The following is a 23,220-nucleotide window of genomic DNA, read 5'->3' as shown; positions in this document are numbered from 1 at the left end:
GCGACCCCGCCCCCAACGCGCCTAGGTACGGACCCACCGACCGAGGAGCCCCAAGATGCCGCCACTCATCACCCCGGAAGAGCTCGCCGCCATCGCAGGCGAGGCGGACGTGCGCATCCTCGACGTTACCTATTTCCTCGACGACCCGGACGGCACCAGGGCCCGACACGGCTTCGAGGACGGGCATATCCCCGGCGCCCGCTTCCTGCCGATGGGGGTGCTCGCCGATCCCGACAGCGACCTGCCGATGACGTTGCCCCCGGCCGAGCATTTCGCCCATGCACTGAGCGAGGCGGGTGTCGGCCATGCCGACCGGATCATCCTCTACGACCGCTCACCGCTGCACAGCGCCGCGCGGGTCTGGTGGCTGCTCAGCCTGTTCGGCGCGCCATCGGTGGCGCTGCTCGATGGCGGGCTGGAGGCCTGGCGCGCCGCCGGTCACCCGGTCACGGTCGGCCCGGCGGGCGCGCCCGAAGCCCCCGGCCTGTTCCTCGCGCAAGCCGATCTGGCCCGCGTGCGCAGCCTTCGCGAAGTCCGCACCCATGTCGAGGCGGGCGATGCCCAGATCGTCGACGCCCGCTCGCCCGGCCGCTTCGCCGGGGCCGAGCCCGAACCGCGCCCCGGTGTCGAGCCCGGCCACATCCCCGGCGCGATCAACCTGCCCTATTCCCGCCTGTTCGAGGCCGATGGCCGCTGGAAATCCCCGGACGCCATCGCCGCCGAATTCGCCGCCGCCGGGGTCGATCCCGCCAAGCCGATGGTCGCCACCTGTGGCTCTGGCATCACCGCCTGCGTCCTCGCCTTCGGGGCGGAGCGGATCGGCGGCCTGATGCCGGTCTATGACGGCAGCTGGACCGAATGGGGCTCCGACCCCAGCACCCCCAAAGCGAAAGACGCTTGAAACGATGACCGACGACGACCTGCCCATCAAGCCCGCCACCCGTCTGGTCCAGGCGGGCCGTCGCCCCGAGTGGACCAAGGGCGTGGTCAACGTCCCCGTCTGGCGCGGCTCGACGGTGCTGTACGATAATGTCGCCCATATGCGCGCCACCGGTGCAGGCGATCTGCACGAGACGCTGTTCTACGGTCGCAAGGGTCTGCCCACCCAATGGTCGCTGGCCGATGCGCTGACCAGCCTGGAGCCGGGGGCGGGGGCGACCTTCCTCTATCCTTCGGGCGTGGCGGCGATCGCAGCGGCCTTGCTGTCGGTCCTGTCGCCGGGTGACGAACTGCTGCTGGTCGACAGCGCCTATGACCCGACACGGGGGCTGGCGACCGGACTGCTGGCGCGGATGGGGATCACGACGCGCTTCTACGATCCGCTGGTCGGGGCGGGCATTGCCGAGCTGATCGGCCCGGCCACACGCGCGATCTTCCTCGAAAGCCCCGGCTCGCTGACGTTCGAGGTGCAGGATATTCCCGCCATCGTCGAAATCGCCAAGGCGCGTGGGATCACGACGATCCTCGACAACACCTGGGCGACGCCGCTGTTCTTCCCCGCCATCGCCAAGGGTGTCGACCTGACGGTGCTGGCCTGCACCAAATACATCGTCGGCCATTCGGACGCGATGCTGGGGTCGGTAACCGCCGCGCCTTCGCACTGGGCGGCGCTCCGCGACACGAGTTTCCAGCTGGGCCAGGTCGCCAGCCCCGACGACGCCTATCTGGGCAGCCGGGGGCTGCGCACCATGGGCGTTCGCCTTGCCCAGCATCAGCAGAGCGCGCTGACCATCGCCAAGTGGCTGGCCGAACAGCCGGGCGTAGCGCAGGTGCTTCACCCCGCCCTTCCCTCCTGCCCCGGCCATGAGGTCTTTGCGCGCGATTTCCTGGGGTCGAGCGGACTGTTCGCCTTCGTACTCGACGGCGGCAACGACGCCGCGCGTACCGCGATGCTCGATGGGCTGGCGCATTTCGGCCTCGGCTTCAGCTGGGGCGGGTATGAGAGCCTGGCCATCCCCGCCGACCCGCATCGCTATCGCAGCGTGACGAGGCGCGAATTCGCCGGGCCGCTGATCCGGCTCCAGATCGGGCTGGAAGACACGGACGACCTGATCGCCGATCTCGACCGGGGGCTGGCCCGCTTCCGGGCAGCGCGCGGATGACCCTGTTCGAATGGCTTCAGGCGAGCGGCATCGAACTGCCGACCCGCGCCGAAGCCATGGAGGCGGCGGTCGCCTCGGTCCTGACGCTGGCGATGCTGGCGGGCGGCGTCGTCGCGGGGCGCAAGCTCGGCCCGCCCATCGCCGCGATGGTGCAGCGCTTCGCCATCGCGAAAGGCGAGGCGCTGCACGCCCGCATCTGCGCGATCACCCGGCATGGCACCGCCGCCTTCCTGCTGATGACGCTGGGTGCGATCTGGCCCTGGGACTCGCTGGCGGGCGTGCCGATCGGGCTGGCGCTGGGCGCGTCGGTGGCGCGGGCGGGGTTCCAGCTCTTGCGTGGGCTCAACCTGCCGCGCTGGTTGGCCTGGGTCTTTGCGATCGTGTGTTTCGTGGCGTTGTTCAGCCGCGAGATCGGTGGGCTGGAGCCGGTCAGCCGCTTGGCCGAGCAGATCGGCTTCACCGTCGGGTCGCGGCGATTCTCGGTCATGCTGCTGGTGACGATGCTGGTCACGGTGGTCGCGATCCTCGCCGTCACCCGCGCCGTCACGCGGATCACCGAGCAGTGGATCGGCCATGCGCGCGGACTGGACCCGACGCAGAAGCTGCTGGCGCAGAAACTCGCCAGCATCGCCATCGTCGTCCTCGCCTTCTTCTTCGCGATGGACCTGCTGGAGATCGACCTGACCAGCCTGGCGCTGTTCTCGGGCGGTTTCGGCCTGGCGATCGGTTTCGGATTGCAGAAGACGATCGGCAACCTGATCGCGGGGATCATCCTGTTGATGGACCGCTCGATCAAGCCGGGCGACGTCATCGCGCTCCAGAATGAGATCGGCTGGGTGAACAAGATCGGCGTACGCGCCGTCTCGATCATCACCCGCGATGGCAAGGAGCATCTGATTCCCAACGAGAATCTGATGACGCAGGAGGTGGAGAACTGGTCCTATTCCGACCGCAACGTCCGCGTCCGCATTCCCGTGTCCATCGCCTATGACAACGACCTGAAGCTGGCGCAGGAACTGATGCTGCGCGCCGCGCGCGAATCACCGCGCGTCCTGAAAAGCCCCAAGCCGACCGTCTGGCTGATGAGCTTTGGCGACTATGCGCTCCAGCACGAGATATTGGCGTGGATCAGCGACCCGGAAAGCGGCGTCGGCAATGTCCGTTCCGACGTGCTCAACCGCCTGTGGTTCCTGTTCAAGGAGCATGGCATCGGCCTGCCCTATCCCCAGCGCGACATCCATATCCGGTCGCTGCCCACGGGGGTGCGACATGAGAATCTCGATGCCTGATCTGTGTTATTCGCGCAACATCGCGTCATCATGGCATCACCGGATGTTAGATTATGCTTGTGCAGTGCACCACCGCCTGCCAATCTTCCAGACCTCGCTACGGCAGACGGTCCGCCGGGTTTCACCCGACACATAGAGGCCGCACCTGGGCGAGGTTGCAGGTGAGAACATCGAATTTCCGGTTTGGAAGGGAAACGATGCGCTTCTCCACGATCCTCCTTGGCGGCCTCTCGCTGGTCGCCGCGACTCCCGCCTTTGCGCAGGACAGCGGTTCCGAAACCGCCGCGCCTTCGGCGATCACCGTCAGCGGCAGCGCCGCGGTCCTGACCGACTATCGCCTGCGCGGCGTGTCGCAGACCAACAAGAACGCCGCCGTCCAGGTCGCGATGACCGTTTCGCATGAAAGCGGCTTCTATATCGGCACCTTCGCGTCGAACCTGGCGGGCTGGGGCACGTTCGGCGGCGCGAATATGGAGCTGGACGGCATCGCCGGGTACAAGCACACCTATGGCACCGCGACCGTCGATGCGGGCGTGACCTGGTACACCTATCCGGGCGGCGCGTCGGAAAGCGATGTGGTCGAATTCTTCGGTCGCCTGTCGGGCACGGCGGGTCCGGCGACACTGACCGCAGGAGCCTATTACGCGCCCAAGCAAACCTCGCTCGGCAACTTCTCCAACACCTCGTACAGCCGGGGCCAGCGTTGGGATAACATCTATCTGACCGGCGACGGCGCGGCCGCCATCCCGCACACGCCGATCACCGCCAAGGCGCATATCGGCTATTCCAAGGGCAATCCGGGCCTGGGCCCCAACGGCACCAGCCTGGCCCCGACCGGCAGCTATTGGGACTGGTCGCTGGGCGCGGATGTCGCGGTTCACAAGAACCTGACGTTCAACGTGTCCTATGTCGACACCGATATCACCAAGGCGAAGGCGGCTTATATCCAGCCGAACTTCTCGCAATATCAGACGCCGGGGGGCGCCTCGATCTCGGATGCGACGGTGGTCTTCTCACTGACCGCGGCCTTCTGATCGACAGCGAGAGCGTTTCTTGGGGGGAGAAGGGCGGTGCCGATCGCGGTGCCGCCCTTTTTTCTTGGTTTCGGGATTAAGGGTGAAAATCCCCCTCGCCTCGCACCCCGGCAGCCCATAGTCTGCGCCCCGGATCGGTCCGGGCCCGCCATGGCGGTGGCCCTTGTCGGCCGCGTCCCATGGAGCGCGCGATGATCCGGTTCCTTCCCTCCGCCCCTGCCCTGATCGCCTCGTTCGGCCTGGTGACGGCGTCCGGCGCCGCCCAGTCCCCCAAAGCCCATGTTCCGCCGCCCATTATTTCGGTCTCCAACCCCCGCGTCCTGATCCAATGGAGCCCCGGCGAGGTCCGGTGCGACGGCGCGGTGCTGGCCGGGCCATCGACGGTGCGACGGCCTTGGAACCAGCTGGGCTGGGCGGGCGGGAACGGCGCGCGCAGCATCACGATCCGCTTTGCGATCGACGCCACCGGCCGACCGATGTCGATCGGCCGGGGCGGCACCGACTTCGTGCCCTATTCCGACGATGTCGCGCCCGCGCTGACGGCCAGCCGCTTCGCCGAGCGCGCGCCGCATCAGGACTGCAGCATCACCTACACGATGCGCAGCAGCACCATGGCCGAAGCGGACGCGCCCGAGTTGATGTCCTACACCGTCCATCCCCTGTCGGGCCGCCTGCCCGAGGAAGGGTGGAAGCGGATTCGCGACGCGGCCGGAGATTGCCAGGACCCGCCGCAGCCTCAGCCGCTGGAGCGGCATTATCCCGATTTCGCGACCATCCCGGCGACACCCGGCGTACGTGACTGGACGATGATCCGCTATGATGTGGACGCGTCGGGCAAGGTACGCGCGCCGACCGTCCTGACCGGCACGGGCAACCGGACGCTCGATGCCGCCGGCCTGAAGGCGATGCGCGAGTCGCGCTTCACCAAGGGCGCGCGCAAGGGTTGCCTCTATCCCTATTGGCGCAACGCGGCCAAGCTGCCCGCCCCCGACATGCCCGAGGCGATCCGCGAAACCAAGGGCGCGGGCCACTGCCCCGACCAGCATGGCTGGGCCGTCCCGCCGCAGCTGCGCTTTCCCGAGCCCTATCGCCGCCGCTCGATCGAGGGCTGGGCGGTGATCCGCTATGACGTGGCCCCCTGGGGCGAGACGGGCAACTGGACGGTGGTCGATGCCCAGCCCTCAGCCGATTTCGGGACCCAGGCGATCGCGATGATCCGCGCCGCCCGCCTGCCGACCAGCGACCAGGGCTATACCGGCTGCATCGACCGGGTGCGCTTCAACATGGGGCCGCCCGCGCCCGGTGGCCTGGGCGGCGAAGGTGGGGCGCCGGTTCCGGCGTCCTGAATTCCTTCCCTGCCAGGGGAGGTGGCAGGGCGAAGCCCTGACGGAGGGGAAGCGCCGCAAATGACGGCATTTGCCGCTCGCCCCATCCACCAGCTTCGCTGGTCCCCCCCTTGCCAGGAGGAATGGGAATGAAAAAGGGCCGGACAGGCGTTCCCGCCCCCGGCCCCTTTCCAAACGAAACGAACGCTTACTTGGTGGTCGCGCGCGCGTCCTGGCCGTCGCCTTCGGGGGCGGCGACGATGTCGCGGGTGGTCGCGCCCTTGTCGACGACATTCGTACCGGGGTCGCCGACCGACGAGCGGATGCCCACATCGGCATTGTCGGCCCCGGCGTTCTGCACCAGGCCATATTCCGACTGGCTGCGCGCCGCCTGACCGCCGAACAGCGCATCCAGCGTCTGCTGCTGGCCGCTGCGCGCCTGGACGGGGGCGGCACCCGGCTGGGGCGGCACCAGCGCGAAATCGGGCGGGATGATCAGCGAGGGCTGGCGCGCGACGGCGAATTCGTCGGGACGCGCCCGGTCCAGGCCACGCCCGGCCCCACATCCCGTCAGCAACGCGGCGCAGGACAGACCTGCGATGACGGGCACCAACTTACGCATTGCTCTTCTCCACGGGAGCGGGCCGGTCGCGCACGAGAAGCGCGCGCGCCAGCAGAACCAGAACGCCTATCGTAATCGCTGCGTCAGCGACATTGAAGACCAAAAAGGGACGCCACTCGCCGAAGTGCAGATCGGCGAAGTCGACGACATAACCGAAGCGCACCCGGTCGAGGATATTGCCCAGCGCGCCGCCGAGCACACAGCCCAGCGCGACCTGGTCGACCGGATTGCGCTCGCGCGTCATCCAGAAGGCCACCGCCAAGGCGATCGCGCCGGTCATCGCCACCAGCGCCCAACGCGACGCGTTGCTGTCGGCGGTCAGCAGGCCCAGCGAGATGCCGTAATTGGGCACGAAACGCAGGTTGAAGATCGGGGCGATTTCGCGAACGTCCCCCAGCGCGCGAAGCCCGCTGGGACCCGTGATCGCCCATTTGATGACCTGGTCGAGCAGAAACAACGCCAACGCCGTCAGCAGGCCGAGGCGGGGAAACTTAGCCATGCGCCACCACCTCCGCGCAGCGCCCGCAAAGCTCACCATCCGCCGTCACGTCGGGCAGGTGACGCCAGCAGCGGCCGCATTTGTGATGCCCGGTACGCGTGACCGTAACCGTATCAGCCACGCTGACATCGGCGACGATGAACGCCTCGGCCAGTGCATGGGGTTCGAGCGGCAGCGACGGCACGGTCACCTCGGCCTCGTTGGACGAACGCACGGTCTTTTCGCGGCGCAGCGGCTCGATCGCCTCGGTCACCTGCGCACGAAGGCCGCGAATCTCGGTCCAGCGCGCCATCAGCGCCTCGTCCTCGCCCAGCTGCGGCAGTTCCGGCCATTCGAGCAGATGGACCGAGCCATCCTCCGACGGGAAGCGCGACTGCCACACTTCCTCGGCGGTGAAGCACAGGATCGGCGCGGCATAGCGGACCAGCGCATGGAACAGGATGTCGAGCACGGTGCGATAGCTACGACGCTTCGGATCGGTCGCGGCGTCGCAATAGAGCGAGTCCTTGCGGATATCGAAAAAGAAGGCCGACAGGTCCTCGTTCGCGAAATCGGTCAGCGCGCGCAGATAGCGGTTGAACTCATAGGCGTCCGCCGCCCGGCGCAGCTCGGTGTCGAGCGCGGTCAGACGGGCAAGGACATAGCGCTCCAGCTCGGGCATCGCATCGAACGAGATGCGCTCTTCTTCCGTAAACCCGTCGAGCGCGCCGAGCATGTAGCGGAAGGTGTTGCGCAGCTTGCGATAGCTGTCCGAGGCGGTGGCGAGCACCTCCTTGCCGATGCGGACATCCTCGAAATAGTCGGTCGAGGCGGTCCAGATGCGCAGGATGTCGGCCCCCGACTCGCCGATGATCTTCAGCGGATCGACGACATTGCCCAGCGACTTGGACATCTTGCGCCCTTGCCCGTCCAGCGCGAAGCCGTGGGTCAGCACCGCATCGTACGGCGCGCGGCCGCGCGTGCCGCAGGATTCGAGCAGCGACGACTGGAACCAGCCGCGATGCTGGTCCGAGCCCTCCAGATACAGGTTCGCGCGCGTGCCCTCGCCATAGCGCGCCTCGATCACGAAGGCATGGGTCGAGCCGGAGTCGAACCACACGTCGAGGATGTCGTTGACCGGCTCGTAATCGGCCAGGTTATAATCGGCACCCAGCAGCGCCTGGTGATCGGCGGTGAACCACGCATCCGCCCCGCCCGCGCGGAAAGCGTCGAGGATGCGGGCATTGACCGCCTTGTCGGCCAGATATTCGCCGGTCTGGCGGTTCACATAGAGCGCGATCGGCACGCCCCAGGCGCGCTGGCGGCTGATGACCCAGTCGGGACGGCCCTCCACCATCGAACGGATGCGGTTGCGGCTGCGCTCGGGCACCCAGCGGGTGCGCTCGATCGCGTCCAGCGCGGTCTGGCGCAGCGTCGCGCCATTGCCCAGCGGCACGGTGAGCAGCGGCGTCACGCCCGAGATCGGGTCGACATTGGCCATCGCCAGATCGGGGATCAGCGAAGTGTCGGCGCGGTCCATCGGGATGAACCATTGCGGCGTGGCGCGGAAGATGACCTTGGCCTTGGACCGCCAGCTATGCGGATAGCTGTGCTGGAAATCGTCCGAGGCGGACAGCAGCGCGCCAACCTCGCGCAGGTCCGAACAGATCGGCCCCTCGGCGGCGACGAACTTCTTGTTGATGACGCTGCCCTGGCCGCCCAACCACGCCCAGTCGGCGCGATAGGTGCCGTCGCCCTGCACCGCGAAGACCGGATCGATGCCATGCGCCTTGCACAGCAGGAAGTCGTCCTCGCCGTGATCGGGGGCCATATGGACCAGGCCCGTACCGGCGTCGGTGGTAACGAACTCGCCCGGCAGGAACGGACGGGGCTTGGCGAAGAAACCGCCCAGCTTGTGCATCGGGTGGAGCGCGGTCGCACCCTCCAGCACCGGCCCCTTGGCCAGTGCCAGGAAGCCCTTCATCGAAATGCCGGTGCGCTTGGTAAAGGCGGGCAGCAAAGGCTCTGCGACCAGATAGCGACGGCCGTCGCACTCGAAATGCAGATAGTCGATCGCCTCGCCATAGCTCAGCGCCTGGTTGACCGGGATCGTCCAGGGGGTGGTGGTCCAGATGACCGCCAGCGCGCCGACCAGATCGGGATATTCGGGGCAGGATGCGACCTCGAACCCGACATCGATCTGGGTCGAGACGATGTCTTCATATTCGACCTCAGCCTCGGCCAGCGCGGTCTTTTCGACTGGTGACCACATGACCGGCTTGGCGCCGCGATAGAGCTGACCCGATTCGGCGAACTTCAGCAGCTCGCCCGCGATCACCGCCTCGGCGTCATAGGTCATGGTCAGGTACGGATTGGCCCAGTCGCCCATCACGCCCAGCCGCTCGAACTGCGCCTTTTGCGTGCCCACCCAGGTATCGGCATAGGCGCGGCACTCGGCGCGGAACTGCGCAACGGGCACCTCGTCCTTGTTCAGCTTCTTGGCGCGATACGCCTCCTCGACCTTCCACTCGATCGGCAGGCCGTGACAGTCCCAGCCGGGGACATAGGGCGCGTCCTTGCCCAGCAGGGTCTGCGAACGGACGATGATGTCCTTCAGCACCTTGTTGAGCGCATGGCCCATGTGAATGTCGCCATTCGCATAAGGCGGGCCGTCATGCAGAATGAACCGCTCGCGCCCGGCGCGCTCGCGGCGCAGGCGGTCGTACAGCCCCATCTTGGCCCAGCGATCCAGAATCGCCGGTTCCTTGGCGGCAAGTCCCGCCTTCATGGGGAAATCGGTCTTCGGCAGGAAGACGGTGTCGCGGTAATCGGGCGCGTCGCTCATAGGGGACAGGCCCTTAGCGCCTTTAGGTTAACACGTCATGCCGGATTATGCGACGAAAGTATCTGGCGCGCCCGGGCACAATCCGCGTCCATCTGCGTGACCAGTGCGTCCAGCGTATCGAACTTCGCCTCGGGCCGCAGATAGTCGATCAACTCGACCGACACGGTTCGCCCATAAAGATCGCCCGCGAAATCAAAGAAATGCGGCTCCAGCAATTCCTTGGGCGGATCGAAGCTGGGGCGGATTCCCAGATTGGCCGCCCCGTTTAAAACACGGCCGTCGTCCAGCCGCCCACGCACCGCATAGATGCCATAGGCGGGACGCAAATATTCGCCCATGTCGAGATTGGCGGTCGGATAGCCGATCGTGCGGCCCAGCTTGTCGCCATGCTGCACCACGCCCTCGATCGCATAGGGCCGGGTCAGCAGCCGCGCCGCCGTTTCCGCATCGCCCGCGATCAGGGCGGCGCGAATCCGGCTGGACGAGATGGTCTCGCCGTCCAGCCTGACGGGCGCGACCGCATCGGTGGAAAAGCCACGGGCCCTCCCCCAGGCACGCAACGCGTTGACATCGCCGCTGCGCGCGCGGCCGAAGGTGAAGTCCTCGCCCGTCACCACCCCGCCGACCTTCAGGGCCGCCAGCAGCCGCTGCTCGACGAACGCTTCCGCCGACAAGGCGGCCAGTTCGGCGTCGAAGCCGAACACGATCATCGCATCCACCCCGGCCGCCGCGAACAACTGCTCGCGCTGGTCAAGCGTGGTCAGGCGAAAGGGGGCGGCATCGGGCTTGAAATAGCGGATCGGATGCGGATCGAAGGTCGCCACCAGCGCGGGGCGTCCCTCCGCCCGCGCACGCGCCACCGCGGCACCGACCACCGCCTGATGCCCCAGATGAAAACCGTCGAAATTGCCCAGCGCGACGATACCGCCCGCCAGATGCGCGGGGATCGCCCCCGCGCCGTCAACACGCTGCATGGCCGCGCGCTATAACAGGCCGCGCCAAATTGGCTAGGCGCGCGACAACACGCGGTTGCCACTCCCCTCGACCGCCAGCGCGCGCAGCGATTCGGCCTTGTGGAAGGTTTGCTCCATCACCACGCCGACGCCGACCGCGACCCCGCCTGACAGGGTGACCACGCCGATCGGCGCGCCCGAACCGCGCAGGCGCAGCGTCCGGGCCTGCATCGCACCGCGCGCATCCTCTATCATGCCCGCCACCATCGACAGCGGACGACCACGCAGCACGACGACGAACAGATTGCCCTGCCACCGGATGATCTCCGCCCCCTCGCAACTTTGGCGCAGCGTGGCGACAAAGGCGCGCAGGACATTGTCGGCGACCGACCGCCCATAACGTTCGTTGATCCCCTCCAGATCGTCGACGCTGCACGTCGCGATGACATAGCCATGCGGGTCGCTGGCCAGCCCCTCGATCAGGGCGCGCGCGCCGGTCCGGCTCATGACGCCGATCAGCGGGTCGACATCGTCGCTTTGTGACACCGAGTCGATGCGCGTGCGCAGCGCGGCGACATGACCCGCCAGCTCTTCCAGATCGCGCTCGGTCCGGGCGATGCGCGCGATCAACTGTTCCAGCAGCAGTGCGACCGCGCCCGAATCGGGCCCCATGTCGTTGCCGCCGCTGCGCGCATGGGACAGGGCCGCGAACTCGCTGGTGAAGCCGCCGGTGATCTGGCGCGCATCGGCGGTCAGCGATTCCAGCCGCTCCGCCTGCTCGCCCAGTTTGCGCTCCATCCGGGTGCGGTCCTCATGCCGCTCGGCCATCTCATGCTGGCGGACCAGCGGCATCAGGCTCCGCACATCCTCGTCGGTCAGGCGGACGCCGCCATCGGTCCGCTGCGCCACTTCCAGTCCCAGGGGACCATAAGGGTGCAGGACCGCCTGCAACGCCAGGGCATAGCTGTCGGTGGTGCGCGGAAGGCTGTGCTGGTCGAGGAACGACAAGGCCTCGCGGCTGGCGTCGAACAGGCCGGGAGGATCGGTTTCCGGCCGCATACGCCCGTCGCTATCCCAGTCCATGACCATGATGCCTGATCCATCCCCAAGATGAATGCGGGACACGGACCGCATTTCGTCGTTGCCGCCAGCCTAAGGCCGTTCGGATCGCGAATGAAGACGGGCGCGGGACAAAATTTTCGGGACGTCGTTAACCGGCCTTAACCACATTATCTTTCTGTTTGCGCAGTAACGTCACAAATGAATAGCCCGGCCGACCGTCCACAGCAGGATGGGACTGGCGATCAACTTCGCACCAGCCAGCAAAGGGCGCGACGATGGTGTCGCCCTCTGCATCGCAGTCGATCTCGGTCAGCTCGATACGATCGGCCCGATCGCGGAACAGGTCGAAGATCTCCGCGCCGCCGATCACGAAGACATCGCCGTCCCCCGCCAGGGCGAGTGCATCGGCCACATCGTACGCGACCTCGGCCCCCGCCGCCTGCCATGCGCGGTCGCGCGTCAGCACGATATGCCGTCGTCCGGGCAGCGGCGCGGGAAAGCTGTCGAAGGTCTTGCGGCCCATGATCATCGGCCGCCCCATTGTCACCGCCTTGAACCGCTTCAGATCGGCGGGCAGGTGCCAGGGCAGTCCGCCATCGCGGCCGATCACGCCGTTGCGCGCGCGCGCCAGGATCAGGACGATCATATCGCGACCGGCGCCTTGATATGCGGTTGCGCCACATAGTCGTGCAGCACGAAATCTTCCGGCTCATAGGCATCGATCGCCGCCGGACGACGCAGGATTTCCAGACGCGGCAACGCGCCGGGCTCACGCCCCAACTGGGTCTGCGCCTGCTCCAGATGGTTCAGGTACAGGTGGCAGTCGCCGCCGGTCCAGATGAACTCGCCCACCTCCAGATCGCATTGCTGCGCCAGCATATGGGTCAGCAGCGCATAGGAGGCGATGTTGAACGGCACGCCCAGAAAGATGTCGGCCGACCGCTGATAGAGCTGCAGCGACAGGCGGCCATTGGCGACATGGGTCTGGAACAGGCAGTGGCAGGGCGCCAGCGCCATGGCGTGCAGGTCGCCGGGGTTCCAGGCCGACACGATCTGGCGGCGCGAGGCGGGCTGGGTGCGGATCTGCTCCACCAGCTCGGCGATCTGGTCGATATGACGGCCATCGGCCGTCGCCCAGTCGCGCCACTGCTTGCCATAGACGGGGCCGAGATCGCCCGTCTCATCGGCCCACTCGTCCCAGATGCTCACCCGGCGGTCCTGCAGCCAGCGGACATTGGTGTCGCCGCGCAGGAACCACAACAGCTCGACGATGATCGAGCGCAGGTGGAGCTTCTTGGTGGTCAGGACAGGGAAGCCCTTCGCCAGATCGAATCGCATCTGATGGCCGAAGACCGACAGCGTGCCCGTGCCGGTCCGATCCATCTGGCGGACGCCCTGGGTCAGCACCCGGTCCATGAGGTCGAGATATTGCCGCATGGCCACCGGCCTAGCGCCACGCGCGCCCGCCGCCAAGCAATCCTGTCGGGAATGAAGCCAGTGCGACGTGCATCGGTCATATCCTGGCGTCAGGACCCTGGGGTGTTGGCTTATCCCCTTCCTGTTCCCCGTATCCAGACGCGCCGCGACGCGCTTCGGCTGTTCGCGGGGCTGAAGGAAGCCGAGCGGGAGACGCTGGGCATCGCCTATCTGGGTTCGGAACGGATGTTGTTGGGCTTGCGTCATGTCGCAGGGGTGACCGACGCCGTGGCCGTCCCCATGACGCGCATCGTCCGCGATGCCCTGTTCTTCTCGGCCAGCGCAGTGATGATCGCGCACAACCACCCCGATGGCGATCCCCGCCCCAGCCCCGCCGACCTGTCACTGACCCGAAGGCTGGCGCAGGGGCTGGGCGCGCTGGACCTAACGCTGCTCGATCACCTGATCCTGGCGGGCAGTGCGGTGCTCAGCCTGCGCGAGATGGGGCTGGTCTGAAAAGCGTTTTAGAAACGGGCTGAAGGCCCGTTTCGCGGCACCGGCCCGCGGCTCAGAAGCTGAACCGCACTCGTCCGACGATCCGGTCGCCCGAATGCCGTGCATCGGCGAGCATAAAGGCCGAGGCCGCGCGTTCCGACACATCGGTGCCGACATAGTCCAGGCCCAGCGTCACCGGCCCGGTCACATGCTCCACGCCCAGCCGCCAGTCGGTATAGTCGCCGCCGGGACGCAGCCGCGCGGCGCGGAACGGATCGTCGGTCTTGCCGGTCGATCGGCCGATCCCGGCGAGAACGGTCCAGGGGGTGCCAGGAATGCCGCTCTGCGCCCCCGCATGAAGATAGAGATTGTCGCCGCCGATCGCGCTTTGCGACGGGGCGTAGTCGGCTCCGGCATCCAGCTGCACCGGACCCAGCGTATAGGCGGCCGAACCGCCCAGCTCGACATAATCGGCGTTGAAGCCCGCGCCGCCGAACAGATGGCCGGTCACCCGCCCACGCACCGTGACCAGGCCAACCATCGTGCTGGCCCCCAGGGTCAGGTCGCCGACCACCCCGGCACCGCCATGCCGCTCCGACTCGCGCAACGCGACGATCCGGCCGCTCGCCTCGAACGGACCGCTCGTCGCGAAGATATCGGCGGAGGGCGATACCCGCCCCCCGCTCCAGCTCAGTCCTCGGCGATTCTCGTCGCTGTTCAACTCGACCCCGATGGCGGGCCGCTGCTCCTGCGCGAAGACCGGCGTGGCCAGGATGACGCCCAGCAGGGCGCCCAACATCAACTTGCTATCTTTCATCCGGTACGCGTCTCGCTATGCAGTCTGTCCAGCTCGGAGCGGAGCAGACCATGATCCTCCTGCGCCACCGCCTGGAGATGCTCCTGCACCGCGTCGCGACGGGCGGCTACCTCCTGGGCGATCGCGGCGCGCTGGGTGGTGCACCAGCCCGGACGACTGCCCTCGATCACGCCGTCCCGCGCGGCGCTGCGCATCAGGGAAGTGCCGGTGGCCCCGCGCGCCTCTCGGTGCACGGTGACGTTCGCGCTCCACAGGCAGCGCAGCGTCGAGGGGCGACCGCCGGTGGTCACCGCGCCGATCTGCTTGTGGGTCACGCCGACATCCGCGCTGTAACGGACCGCGACGGGCCCCGAATGGTGATCCAGCTGTACCTGGTGCTCCAACGCGCCCTCGGAAGCGGCCGCCGCGCCGAGTGCCAGCCCGGCCATCAAAAGCATATGCATGGTCATCTCCTTCTTGCGGTGCCTCGGCCTATTCTGGCCGATGGCCTGCCGACCCCGTCGGGAGCCGACACCGGATCAATGCATGACAAAGCTGTCATGTTTCAAGTCCGTCACCGCCGTGACGACTTTTCATCGATTACCCGGCCATGCAGCTCGAGAAGAAGGGACGACGGGCGCGTTGCCCGCCATGGCCTGCCTAATTATCCTTCATCCGGCACGGCCGGATCGCGTTGGGCTCGGGGCGCGGGCCGGTGGCGCGGAAGGTCGCCAGATAACCGCCCGCCGAGGGCATGTTCTGGATCGATACCTGGGTGAAGCCGACCGCCGCGAACTCGCATTTCAGGAGCGCGGGGGGCGTGCCGTGCGCGCGGGTGCGGCGGTTGGCGTCGACCACCACGACCAGCCCGTCGGGCTTCAGCGCAGGGAACAGCCGCCAGAGGAACTCATAGGGCTGCGCGATCTCATGATACATATGCACCATGAGCACCCGGTCGAAGCTGTTGGGCGGCAGCTTGGGATCGGCGGGCAGTCCCAGGCGGACGCTGACATTGTCCAGCCGCTCGCGCGAGACACGCTCGGCCAGTTGGTCACGCCAGGCGGCGACGATATCCTCGGCCAGCACGCGACCGTTCTTGCCGACACGCTGCGCCAGGCGGACGGTGTAATAACCCTCGCCCGCGCCGATATCGGCGACCGTCATGCCGGGCCGGATTTCCGCCCGGTCCATGACCTGATCCGCCTCGCGCAGGCGATCGCGCTCGTCCTCGTTCGACCAGCGGGCGGACACGACATGGGCGACCGGGCGATCGGCCGCCGGGAAGGGACCGATCTTTTCCTCCTCCTCATCCTTGTGCGGGATGAGCGGCTTCGATCCGTCGCACGCCGAGATCGCGCCCCCCAGCGCGATGGCGAGCGTCGCCGCCAGGATGGCCCGTGCCCCCCGCATGCGCATCTTAATCGACATCTTCCACGGCGACCGCTTCACCGGTCACGCGCTGCGACAAGGCCGCGGCCATGAAGGCGTCGAGATCGCCGTCCAGCACATCGCCCGGCGCGGTCGAGGTGACCCCGGTGCGCAGGTCCTTCACCAGCTGATAGGGCTGGAGGACATAGGAGCGGATCTGGTGGCCCCAGCCGATATCGGTCTTGGTCGCATTCTGCGCATTGGCCGCCGCCTCACGCTCGGCCAGTTCGCGCTCGTACAGGCGGGCGCGCAGCTGGTTATAGGCCTCGGCCTTGTTCTTATGCTGCGAGCGCTGGTTCTGGCACTGCACCACGATGCCGGTGGGCAAGTGGGTGATACGCACCGCCGAGTCGGTGGTGTTGATGTGCTGACCACCTGCACCGCTGGCGCGATAAGTATCGATGCGCAGCTCGCTCTCGTTGATCTCGACCTCGATATTGTCGTCGATCACCGGATAGACCCACACGGACGAAAAGCTGGTGTGGCGACGCGCGGCCGAGTCGTAGGGGCTGATCCGCACCAGCCGGTGCACGCCCGATTCGACCTTGGCATAGCCGTACGCATTCTCGCCCTTGACCAGCAGGGTCGCCGACTTGATCCCGGCCTGCTCGCCCGCATGATAGTCGATCAGTTCGACCTTCATGCCGTGCCGCTCGGCCCAGCGCGTGTACATGCGCTGGAGCATCCCGGCCCAGTCCTGGCTTTCGGTGCCGCCCGCGCCCGCGTTGATTTCGAGATAGGTGTCGTTGGCGTCGGCTTCCCCGGCCAGCAGTGCCTTGACCTTGTCGGCCTCGGCCCGCTTGGCCAGGTCGCCCAGGCTGGTGACGGCCTCCTTCTCCAGCTCCTCGTCGCCCTCCATCTCGGCCAGCTCGATCAGCTCGACCGTGCCCGACAGCTCGTTCTCGATGGCGCGGGTGGCGGTGATGGCCTCGTCCAGGCGGCGACGCTCGCGCATCACGGCCTGGGCCTGCTTGGGATCGTTCCACAGCGCCTGGTCCTCGACGCGCGCGTTCAGCTCGTCCAGACGCCGCAGCGCGCGGTCCCAGTCGAGGAAGCGGCGCAGCAGCTCCAGGGCTTCGTTGATCGTATCGACATGAGCCTGCGCTTCAGCGCGCATGGGGATTCTCCAAAAATTCGGTCGTGCCTCCGCCCGGCGGGGCCAAGGAAAAATTCAATCTGGAAAGCGGGCTAGTAGATTCCGCCTTCCCTTTGCAAGAAATCGCTGTCGCGTGGGGCCGCGGGCTTGGCCGGACCGGCGGGCGTCGCGGGCGCTGGGCTCGCCGCCTCGGCACGGCGGGCGCGGCGGCGTGGCTCGCTTTCCGGCTTGAACGCTTCCCAGATCACGGCGGGCTTGGGATCGTCGCCAGTCGGAAAGGTGCCATAGACCGGCCGTCCGCTCGCCCGGTCAATGCGCACCATGCGGATGCCGGAGGCGGCGCGGAAGGGCAGCTTGTCCAGCCCCTCATAGGCCTTTTGGGCGAACTGGTGGAAGATCGGCACCGCGATCGTCCCACCTTGCGCATAGCCGCCCAGCGAGCGCGGCGTGTCATAGCCGATATAGAGGCCGCCGACGAATTGCGGCGTACCGCCGACGAACCAGACATCGGTCGGGCCGTTATTGGTGCCGGTCTTGCCGAACATCGGCCGGTTCAGGTCGCGCAGGCCTGTGGCCGTGCCGCGCTGGACCACGCCCTCGGTAATGTGGACCATCTGGTACGCAGTCATCGCGTCCATCACCTGGCGCTGGCGACTGATCGGGCGGGGCATCGGCTTGCCGTCATAATCGGCGGCATTGCACCGGTCGCAGGCGTGCCAGTTCTCCGGCCAGATCACCTTGCCATGCCGGTCCTGCACGAAGTCGATCAGCGTCGGGTCGCCGCCGCGCCCGTTATTGGCCAGGATCGCATAGGCGTTGACCATCTGGCTCACCGTCGTCTCGCCCGCGCCCAGCGCATAGGCGAGATAGGGCGGGAAATCGCCGATCCCCATCTGCTTGATCATCGCCACGACATTCTTCATGCCGACGGTCGATGCCGTGCGCACCGTCATCAGGTTGCGCGACTGCTCGATGCCCCAGCGCATGGTGTGGGGCCCCGCTCCGGCGGAATTGCCGAAGTTACGGAAGCATTTGGTGCCCAGCCCCGCGCCCTGGTCGATACAGAAGGGCCCGTCGACGATGATCGAGGCGGGCGTCATGCCATGGTCGAGCGCGGCGGAATAGACGATCGGCTTGATCGTCGAGCCCGGCTGACGCTCGGCCTGGGTCGCGCGGTTGAACGCCTGAAGCCGGGCGTCGAAGCCGCCCTGCATCGCCAGCACGCGGCCCGTCGCGGGCTCCTCGACCACGAAGCCACCCGAGATGCGCGGGACCGAGCGAAGCGCGAACTGGCTTCCCTCCGGCGAGACGGCGATGATGTCGCCGACCTTCAGCGCGCTGAACGCGGTGGCCGCCGTGCCCCGGCGCGGCATCTGGGCCAACCCACGCGGCAGGATGCCGGTGCGGCCATTGGCGAAGCCGATCGTCGCCTCGCCCGCGTCCTTGGCGGTGACGATGCCGGCGCGCCAGTCGCGATAGTCGAGCCCGATATTGGTGTTGAGCAGCGCCTGCTGCCAATTGTCGCCGTCGATATCCTCGTGCCGGATCGGCCCGGACCAACCGCGCCCGCCCTCGAACCGGACCAGGCCATCCCGCAAGGCTTCGGCCGCCAGATCCTGCAGCCGCGTGTCGAGCGAGCTGCGCACCCACAGGCCGCCGTCATAAACGCTGTTCGGCCCGCTCTCCGCCTTTTCGCCGTAGCGCTTGATCAGCTGGCGGCGCAGCTCCTCGACGAAATAGCCGCCCACCTGTGCATATTTGGGCGTGCGGCGCAGCACCGTGCCCAGCGGCTCGGCCATCGCCGCGTCATATTGCGCGCGGGTGATGAAGTTGTTCGCCAGCATCTCGCGCAGCACATAGGCCCGGCGCTCCAGCGCGCGGTCGGGATGGCGGATGGGGTCGTAATTGGCGGGCCCCTTGGGCAGCAGCGCCAGATAGGCCATCTGGCCGAGCGTCAGCTCGTTCAGTTCCTTGTCGAAATAGGCATGGGCCGCCGCCTCGACACCAAAGGCATTGCGCCCCAGCGCGATCTGGTTGAGATACAGCTCCAGGATCTGCTGCTTGGTCAGCGTATCCTCGATCTTATAGGCGAGGATCGCCTCCTTGACCTTGCGGGTGGGCGAATAGGCATCGCCGATCAGCAGGTTCTTGGCGACCTGCTGGGTGATGGTCGATCCGCCGCGCGCGCGCCGCCCGGTGCCCCATTTCTTAGCATAGTCGAGGACCGCGCCCGCCAGGCCCGGATAATCGACGCCGCCATGCTCGAAGAAGCTCTTGTCCTCGGCCGCCAGGAAGGCGCGGACGAGCAGCGGCGGATATTCGTTGAACGACAGTTCGACCCGGCGTTCGCGCGCATAGGATTGGATCGGCGTGCCGTCATTGCCGCGCACATGGGTGGGCAAGGGCGGCTCATAGGCCTTAAGCGCATCGACGGAGGGCAGGTCGCGCATGAAGACGAACCAGAACACGCCCGCCGCGATCGCCAGCAGCAGCGCGAGCGCAGCGAACAGCCGGACCCACCAGCGGCGCCAGAGCGGACGACGCGGCGTTTCGGGGGTATCGGGCGAGGTGGAGGGTGTGAGGGCCATGACGTTGCGAAGGCTCGTGTAGCAGGTTCGCCCCGGCTTGCCACCCGCCTGGGGATGGTTTGCGCGTCAGGGCTCGCGCGGTTCGTCGCGGCTTTCGTCCTGCACGGGGAAGCGCGCGCCGACATGCGCCTCTCCGCGCGCCGCCGCCAGCCGCTCCTGCCGGTGCCGCTCGGCATAGGCGGCCAGCCGCTCCGCGTCGCGCGTGCCGTGGCAGGCGGGGCAGCTCACCCCCTCGACATAGAGCGGCGAGGCACGCTCCTCCGGCCCGACCGGCATCCGGCAGCCATGGCACAGCCCGTGGCTCCCCGGCGCCAGCCCATGCCCCACCGCCACGCGCGCATCGAAGACGAAGCATTCGCCGTTCCAGCGACTCTGTTCCTCCGGCATCGTCTCCAGATATTTCAGGATGCCGCCGTCGAGGTGGAAGACGTCCGCCACCCCTTCCGCCTTCAGGAACGCCGTCGCCTTTTCGCAGCGTATGCCACCGGTACAGAACATCGCGACCTTCGACTTGCCCGCCATCAGTTCGTCGCGATGCTCGCGGAACCAGTTCGGAAAGTCGCGGAAGCTCTTGGTCCCCGGATCGACCGCGCCGTCGAACGTGCCGATCGCCACCTCATAATCGTTGCGCGTGTCGATCAGCAGCGTGTCGGGATCGGCGATCAGCGCATTCCATGCCTCGCCCGCGACATAGGTCCCGACTTCACGGGTCGGGTCGATGCCGTCCACGCCCATCGACACGATCTCGCGCTTCAGCCGCACCTTCATCCGGTGGAACGGCATCACCTCGGCGGTCGAGTCCTTATAGTCCAGGTCGGCGCAACCGGGTAGCGTGCGGATATGGTCTAGCAGCGCCTCGATCGCGTCATGGCGACCCGCCACCGTGCCGTTAATCCCCTCGTTGGCGAGTAGGAGCGTGCCGCGAATGCCGTTCGCCTCGGCGACGGCGAGCAGCGGCTCGCGGAGTAAGGCGGGATCGGGGAAGGATGCGAAACGGTAAAGAGCACAGACACGGATCATCCGGCTGCCATTACGCCGATCCGTCGGGTACGGCCAGACATGCGCGTCGTTCAGTCCTGCATGACCACCGCGTTCGGTGTGATGCGAAAGTCCCGAACTACGCTAAAACCTGCACCGGATACCCGTACGCGATAGGATATGCCACGGCGAAGCGGCGTGGCCGGTCGGGCTTGAGCGAAGCGATCGGTCGGCTCACCATAACGCAGCGTCGCGATACACCGGGTCGGATCGACGGCCGTGACCTGCCACACCGGGTCGGCAGCTTCGGGTTCCGAAGGCGTCACACTCAGGCGTTCCACACACGCCTTGCCCCCGTCCTCCGCAGTGATGGCGGCGAACCGCACGTCCTGCGCCGTGCCGGACACATCGACCTGGACAGCACCCTGCCCACAGGCTGCGAGGCCGACCACCAGGACAAGGACGGTGCGACTAAAGACCATAGATGCCGGTCCCCTTGAGTCGACGGCTCAGCCGTCATCCCTCCATCACCCTTACGACAGCGGGCGACCCTATCGAAAGGCATAGCGACTTTCGCGATCGGCACGAATGCTATCGGTCGTCGTCTGGATGGCCAGGCCCATCGCAGCACAGCCCAGGATCGATAAGCCCGCCCAGACCAAACTGCCACGATCCATTGGCCCGGCGTCCGGCCTGCTGACCTGCAATGGCCCCGGTGGCGGCGCGCCATGGGAATTCGCGCCGGACTGCCCCGGGCGGAGAAACGTGATCACGAACACAAGCGCGACGACCACGCCAATGCCGATGGCCGCCGCACCCACGATCAGGAGCGAGAGAATAGAAAGGACTGCGCCCAGCGCACCGATAAGGACTACCGCGCCAAGCATCGCCCTGCGCCCCAGATCATGACATCGGCGCCCTGCTTCGGCGAACAGCTTGGCGAGCGCCCCGCCCGCCAATGCGCCGAGTATCGGGTAGGTCGCCGCGTTAAGAGCCACAAAGCCCCAGACGACCAAGCTGACGACGACGACCATAGCGAGCGTCACCGCCATGAAGCGGATAGGACCAGTCCTGCCTTTGGTGGAGAAAGACCACCCAAGTCTGCCGAGAATTTCGGTTTTCTGCCGGTTCGACATCGCCTCTCCTCGACACCGATCGCACGACAACTTGGCCGCAGGCGCCAATATTGTCGACGACTACCGGACGGTCAACAGCTAATCCGCCAGCAACTTTCTAAGGCAATAATCGACAAAATGCGATGGAAAGACGCGTGCGGAACATCACCGTCAGGACGTTGTTCACCTCCCCTACCGCGACGCCATCCGTCGCGCGAAATGCACCTCGACCGCCTGCAATACCGCTTTCGCAATCCGCTCCTGGCCGTCCTTGCTGCTCAGGAACGCCGCGTCCTGCATGTTCGAGATATAGCCCGTCTCGAACAGGATCGACGGCATGTCGGGGGCCTTCAGCACCATCAGCGAGGCCATGCGGTGGAAGACCGGCTTGACCGGGATCAGCGGCTGTGCCTCGCGACCCAGCAGGCGCGCGAAGCTGGCCGAGTCATTCATCGTCTCGCGCTGGGTCAGGTCGATCAGGATCGTCGAGACGTCGCTGTTGCCGCCCAGATCGACGCCCGCGATCACGTCCGCCTTGTTCTCGCGCGCGGCCAGCCGTGCGGCTTCCTTGTCGGAGGCGACGTCGGACAGGGTATAGGCGGTGGCCCCCCGTGCCTCGCCCGCGCCCGCACTGTCGCAGTGGATCGAGATGAACAGGTCGGCGTGCAGCCGCCGCGCGATGCCGTAACGCTCGCGGTGGAGGATATAGCGATCGTCCTCGCGGGTCAGCGCGGCGCGCACCCGGCCGCTGGCGACCAGCGTGTCGCGGATCGCCTTGGCGATGGCCAGCGTCACATCCTTTTCGCGCAGGCCCGTGACCGGGTTGATCGCGCCGGGGTCGACGCCGCCATGACCCGCATCGATCACCACCAGCGGACGGTTGTCCGCCCCCTTCACGCGCGGCAGCGGCAGGGCGCGCGCGGGGCTCGGCACGGGGACGGTCAGGGTATAGGCGGGCTTGCGCTGGAAATGGAATGGAAAGAAGTCGAGCCCGCCCGCAAAGCTCGCCTGGGTATAGCCCCGGCGCACCGGCTTCAGCGTCAGCGAGAGCTGCCGCGCGTCATCGTCGAATCCGCCGTCGAAGATCGTCGCATCCTGCGCCAGCGAGAAGGTCAAGCGGGTGACGCCGGGCTTGACCAGCGTCTGGGTCAGGCCGCGCACCGTGCCCTGGCGGACCGTGCTGGAGCCGGGCGACGCGCCGGTCACGTCGATCGCCACGCGGCGCGGCTCGTTCAGCATGACGCTGCGCGCGCGCTTCACGGGCGAATCGAAGCGGATGATCAGTTGCGCACCGCGCACCACGACCCTCTGCACCGTCGCGGCCAGCGCACTGACCGGCGCGAACAGCCCGAACAGAAAAGCGAACAGCATCAGCACGACACGGGGGATATGCCGTGCCGGCCTGCCGCTGGTCCAGCGAAAAGCCATCGTACCCAAACCCTTTTTGGCGATCTTCCGATCGACGGGTCCGGGATAGAAGCCGCTAGCTGACGCAGGGCTTTCAGCCATTGGTTAACACAAAATTCGGCATTTTTTTGCCGACGAAATCGGCAGTTTTCCGCCTGTTGCGCAAACGTTCCGATGATGCTAGCACAACA

The 23,220-nt window shown here is 67.0% G+C and carries 22 protein-coding genes; 6 read left to right on the top strand and 16 right to left on the bottom strand.

Annotated features, from left to right (window positions below; all coding sequences use genetic code 11):
• The first annotated feature begins 55 nt into the window (after positions 1–55).
• The 5 genes from SSA01S_RS12000 to SSA01S_RS11980 all read left to right on the top strand — a co-directional run bounded on the left by SSA01S_RS12000 (position 56) and on the right by SSA01S_RS11980 (position 5,771).
• Positions 56–901 carry a sulfurtransferase gene (locus SSA01S_RS12000; RefSeq protein WP_061780535.1) on the top strand — a complete coding sequence of 282 codons (846 nt, stop codon included), beginning with the start codon at positions 56–58 and terminating at the stop codon, positions 899–901.
• A 4-nt stretch (positions 902–905) separates the two neighbouring features.
• The gene (gene metC, locus SSA01S_RS11995) at positions 906–2,102 is read left to right on the top strand and encodes a cystathionine beta-lyase (protein WP_061780534.1); all 1,197 of its coding nucleotides are present in this window, start codon (positions 906–908) and stop codon (positions 2,100–2,102) included.
• Positions 2,099–3,391, top strand: coding sequence for a mechanosensitive ion channel family protein (locus SSA01S_RS11990; protein ID WP_061780533.1), 1,293 nt, complete (start codon positions 2,099–2,101; stop codon positions 3,389–3,391). The genes metC and SSA01S_RS11990 overlap by 4 nt, the downstream gene beginning before the upstream one ends.
• A gap of 197 nt (positions 3,392–3,588) precedes the next feature.
• The gene (locus SSA01S_RS11985; protein WP_061780532.1) at positions 3,589–4,425 is read left to right on the top strand and encodes a TorF family putative porin; all 837 of its coding nucleotides are present in this window, start codon (positions 3,589–3,591) and stop codon (positions 4,423–4,425) included.
• Between the two features lie 191 nt (positions 4,426–4,616).
• Positions 4,617–5,771, top strand: coding sequence for an energy transducer TonB (locus tag SSA01S_RS11980; protein WP_082795062.1), 1,155 nt, complete (start codon positions 4,617–4,619; stop codon positions 5,769–5,771).
• A gap of 187 nt (positions 5,772–5,958) precedes the next feature.
• Here the strand turns inward: SSA01S_RS11980 and SSA01S_RS11975 are convergent, their stop codons facing one another.
• From SSA01S_RS11975 to SSA01S_RS11945, 7 genes are all read right to left on the bottom strand, one after another.
• Positions 5,959–6,372: a DUF3035 domain-containing protein gene (locus SSA01S_RS11975; RefSeq protein ID WP_061780531.1), complete on the bottom strand. Its 414-nt coding sequence runs from the start codon at positions 6,370–6,372 to the stop codon at positions 5,959–5,961.
• Positions 6,365–6,871 (bottom strand): signal peptidase II, encoded by a 507-nt coding sequence (lspA, locus tag SSA01S_RS11970; protein ID WP_058716218.1) that lies wholly within the window; start codon positions 6,869–6,871, stop codon positions 6,365–6,367. Before lspA ends, SSA01S_RS11975 begins: the two co-directional genes overlap by 8 nt.
• Positions 6,864–9,695: an isoleucine--tRNA ligase gene (ileS, locus tag SSA01S_RS11965; protein ID WP_061780530.1), complete on the bottom strand. Its 2,832-nt coding sequence runs from the start codon at positions 9,693–9,695 to the stop codon at positions 6,864–6,866. The genes lspA and ileS overlap by 8 nt, the downstream gene beginning before the upstream one ends.
• A 35-nt stretch (positions 9,696–9,730) precedes the next feature.
• Positions 9,731–10,669 carry a bifunctional riboflavin kinase/FAD synthetase gene (locus SSA01S_RS11960; RefSeq protein WP_061780529.1) on the bottom strand — a complete coding sequence of 313 codons (939 nt, stop codon included), beginning with the start codon at positions 10,667–10,669 and terminating at the stop codon, positions 9,731–9,733.
• A 33-nt stretch (positions 10,670–10,702) separates the two neighbouring features.
• Entirely contained in the window at positions 10,703–11,737 is a 1,035-nt protein-coding gene (locus tag SSA01S_RS11955; protein ID WP_061780528.1) for a GGDEF domain-containing protein, read from the bottom strand.
• Between the two features lie 121 nt (positions 11,738–11,858).
• Positions 11,859–12,356 carry a dihydrofolate reductase gene (locus SSA01S_RS11950; protein ID WP_061780527.1) on the bottom strand — a complete coding sequence of 166 codons (498 nt, stop codon included), beginning with the start codon at positions 12,354–12,356 and terminating at the stop codon, positions 11,859–11,861.
• Positions 12,353–13,147, bottom strand: a complete 795-nt coding sequence (locus SSA01S_RS11945; RefSeq protein ID WP_061780526.1) for a thymidylate synthase — start codon at positions 13,145–13,147, stop codon at positions 12,353–12,355. Before SSA01S_RS11945 ends, SSA01S_RS11950 begins: the two co-directional genes overlap by 4 nt.
• A gap of 105 nt (positions 13,148–13,252) precedes the next feature.
• On the opposite strand from SSA01S_RS11945, the gene SSA01S_RS11940 reads away from it, so the two are divergent.
• Positions 13,253–13,642 (top strand): JAB domain-containing protein, encoded by a 390-nt coding sequence (locus tag SSA01S_RS11940; protein WP_061780525.1) that lies wholly within the window; start codon positions 13,253–13,255, stop codon positions 13,640–13,642.
• Between the two features lie 52 nt (positions 13,643–13,694).
• Here the strand turns inward: SSA01S_RS11940 and SSA01S_RS11935 are convergent, their stop codons facing one another.
• The 9 genes from SSA01S_RS11935 to SSA01S_RS11895 form a co-directional block, all read right to left on the bottom strand.
• Positions 13,695–14,420, bottom strand: a complete 726-nt coding sequence (locus SSA01S_RS11935) for a TorF family putative porin (protein ID WP_240954635.1) — start codon at positions 14,418–14,420, stop codon at positions 13,695–13,697.
• A gap of 14 nt (positions 14,421–14,434) precedes the next feature.
• Entirely contained in the window at positions 14,435–14,881 is a 447-nt protein-coding gene (locus SSA01S_RS11930; protein WP_156477772.1) for a hypothetical protein, read from the bottom strand.
• Between the two features lie 196 nt (positions 14,882–15,077).
• Positions 15,078–15,827, bottom strand: a complete 750-nt coding sequence (locus SSA01S_RS11925) for a class I SAM-dependent methyltransferase (protein ID WP_240954636.1) — start codon at positions 15,825–15,827, stop codon at positions 15,078–15,080.
• 7 nt (positions 15,828–15,834) lie between these two features.
• Positions 15,835–16,962 carry a peptide chain release factor 2 gene (gene prfB / locus SSA01S_RS11920; protein WP_061780521.1) on the bottom strand — a complete coding sequence of 376 codons (1,128 nt, stop codon included), beginning with the start codon at positions 16,960–16,962 and terminating at the stop codon, positions 15,835–15,837.
• A 71-nt stretch (positions 16,963–17,033) separates the two neighbouring features.
• Positions 17,034–19,529 (bottom strand): penicillin-binding protein 1A, encoded by a 2,496-nt coding sequence (locus SSA01S_RS11915; protein WP_061780520.1) that lies wholly within the window; start codon positions 19,527–19,529, stop codon positions 17,034–17,036.
• A 66-nt stretch (positions 19,530–19,595) separates the two neighbouring features.
• On the bottom strand, positions 19,596–20,549 hold the full coding sequence (gene trhO, locus SSA01S_RS11910) for an oxygen-dependent tRNA uridine(34) hydroxylase TrhO (RefSeq protein WP_061780519.1): 954 nt from the start codon (positions 20,547–20,549) through the stop codon (positions 19,596–19,598).
• Positions 20,550–20,599: 50 nt separating this feature from the next.
• A complete protein-coding gene (locus tag SSA01S_RS11905) occupies positions 20,600–20,989 on the bottom strand; it encodes a hypothetical protein (RefSeq protein ID WP_061780518.1) in 390 nt (129 codons plus the stop codon).
• A gap of 69 nt (positions 20,990–21,058) precedes the next feature.
• A complete protein-coding gene (locus tag SSA01S_RS11900) occupies positions 21,059–21,643 on the bottom strand; it encodes a DUF805 domain-containing protein (RefSeq protein ID WP_061780517.1) in 585 nt (194 codons plus the stop codon).
• Positions 21,644–21,814: 171 nt separating this feature from the next.
• Complete coding sequence (locus SSA01S_RS11895) at positions 21,815–23,050, bottom strand: N-acetylmuramoyl-L-alanine amidase (protein ID WP_061780516.1); 1,236 nt, start codon at positions 23,048–23,050, stop codon at positions 21,815–21,817.
• Positions 23,051–23,220: the final 170 nt, after the last annotated feature.

The sequence above is a fragment of the Sphingomonas sanguinis NBRC 13937 genome, from assembly GCF_001591005.1.
Lineage (GTDB): Bacteria > Pseudomonadota > Alphaproteobacteria > Sphingomonadales > Sphingomonadaceae > Sphingomonas > Sphingomonas sanguinis.
This window is presented reverse-complemented; position numbering and strand designations above follow the sequence as displayed.

Coding starts and splice junctions, on each gene's coding strand:
- SSA01S_RS12000 (WP_061780535.1), top strand. CDS start 56: ATGCCGCCACTCATCACCCCGGAAGAGCTCGCCGCCATCGCAGGCGAG.
- metC (WP_061780534.1), top strand. CDS start 906: ATGACCGACGACGACCTGCCCATCAAGCCCGCCACCCGTCTGGTCCAG.
- SSA01S_RS11990 (WP_061780533.1), top strand. CDS start 2,099: ATGACCCTGTTCGAATGGCTTCAGGCGAGCGGCATCGAACTGCCGACC.
- SSA01S_RS11985 (WP_061780532.1), top strand. CDS start 3,589: ATGCGCTTCTCCACGATCCTCCTTGGCGGCCTCTCGCTGGTCGCCGCG.
- SSA01S_RS11980 (WP_082795062.1), top strand. CDS start 4,617: ATGATCCGGTTCCTTCCCTCCGCCCCTGCCCTGATCGCCTCGTTCGGC.
- SSA01S_RS11975 (WP_061780531.1), bottom strand. CDS start 6,372: ATGCGTAAGTTGGTGCCCGTCATCGCAGGTCTGTCCTGCGCCGCGTTG.
- lspA (WP_058716218.1), bottom strand. CDS start 6,871: ATGGCTAAGTTTCCCCGCCTCGGCCTGCTGACGGCGTTGGCGTTGTTT.
- ileS (WP_061780530.1), bottom strand. CDS start 9,695: ATGAGCGACGCGCCCGATTACCGCGACACCGTCTTCCTGCCGAAGACC.
- SSA01S_RS11960 (WP_061780529.1), bottom strand. CDS start 10,669: ATGCAGCGTGTTGACGGCGCGGGGGCGATCCCCGCGCATCTGGCGGGC.
- SSA01S_RS11955 (WP_061780528.1), bottom strand. CDS start 11,737: ATGGTCATGGACTGGGATAGCGACGGGCGTATGCGGCCGGAAACCGAT.
- SSA01S_RS11950 (WP_061780527.1), bottom strand. CDS start 12,356: ATGATCGTCCTGATCCTGGCGCGCGCGCGCAACGGCGTGATCGGCCGC.
- SSA01S_RS11945 (WP_061780526.1), bottom strand. CDS start 13,147: ATGCGGCAATATCTCGACCTCATGGACCGGGTGCTGACCCAGGGCGTC.
- SSA01S_RS11935 (WP_240954635.1), bottom strand. CDS start 14,420: ATGTTGGGCGCCCTGCTGGGCGTCATCCTGGCCACGCCGGTCTTCGCG.
- SSA01S_RS11930 (WP_156477772.1), bottom strand. CDS start 14,881: ATGCATATGCTTTTGATGGCCGGGCTGGCACTCGGCGCGGCGGCCGCT.
- SSA01S_RS11925 (WP_240954636.1), bottom strand. CDS start 15,827: ATGCGGGGGGCACGGGCCATCCTGGCGGCGACGCTCGCCATCGCGCTG.
- prfB (WP_061780521.1), bottom strand. CDS start 16,962: ATGCGCGCTGAAGCGCAGGCTCATGTCGATACGATCAACGAAGCCCTG.
- SSA01S_RS11915 (WP_061780520.1), bottom strand. CDS start 19,529: ATGGCCCTCACACCCTCCACCTCGCCCGATACCCCCGAAACGCCGCGT.
- trhO (WP_061780519.1), bottom strand. CDS start 20,549: ATGATCCGTGTCTGTGCTCTTTACCGTTTCGCATCCTTCCCCGATCCC.
- SSA01S_RS11905 (WP_061780518.1), bottom strand. CDS start 20,989: ATGGTCTTTAGTCGCACCGTCCTTGTCCTGGTGGTCGGCCTCGCAGCC.
- SSA01S_RS11900 (WP_061780517.1), bottom strand. CDS start 21,643: ATGTCGAACCGGCAGAAAACCGAAATTCTCGGCAGACTTGGGTGGTCT.
- SSA01S_RS11895 (WP_061780516.1), bottom strand. CDS start 23,050: ATGGCTTTTCGCTGGACCAGCGGCAGGCCGGCACGGCATATCCCCCGT.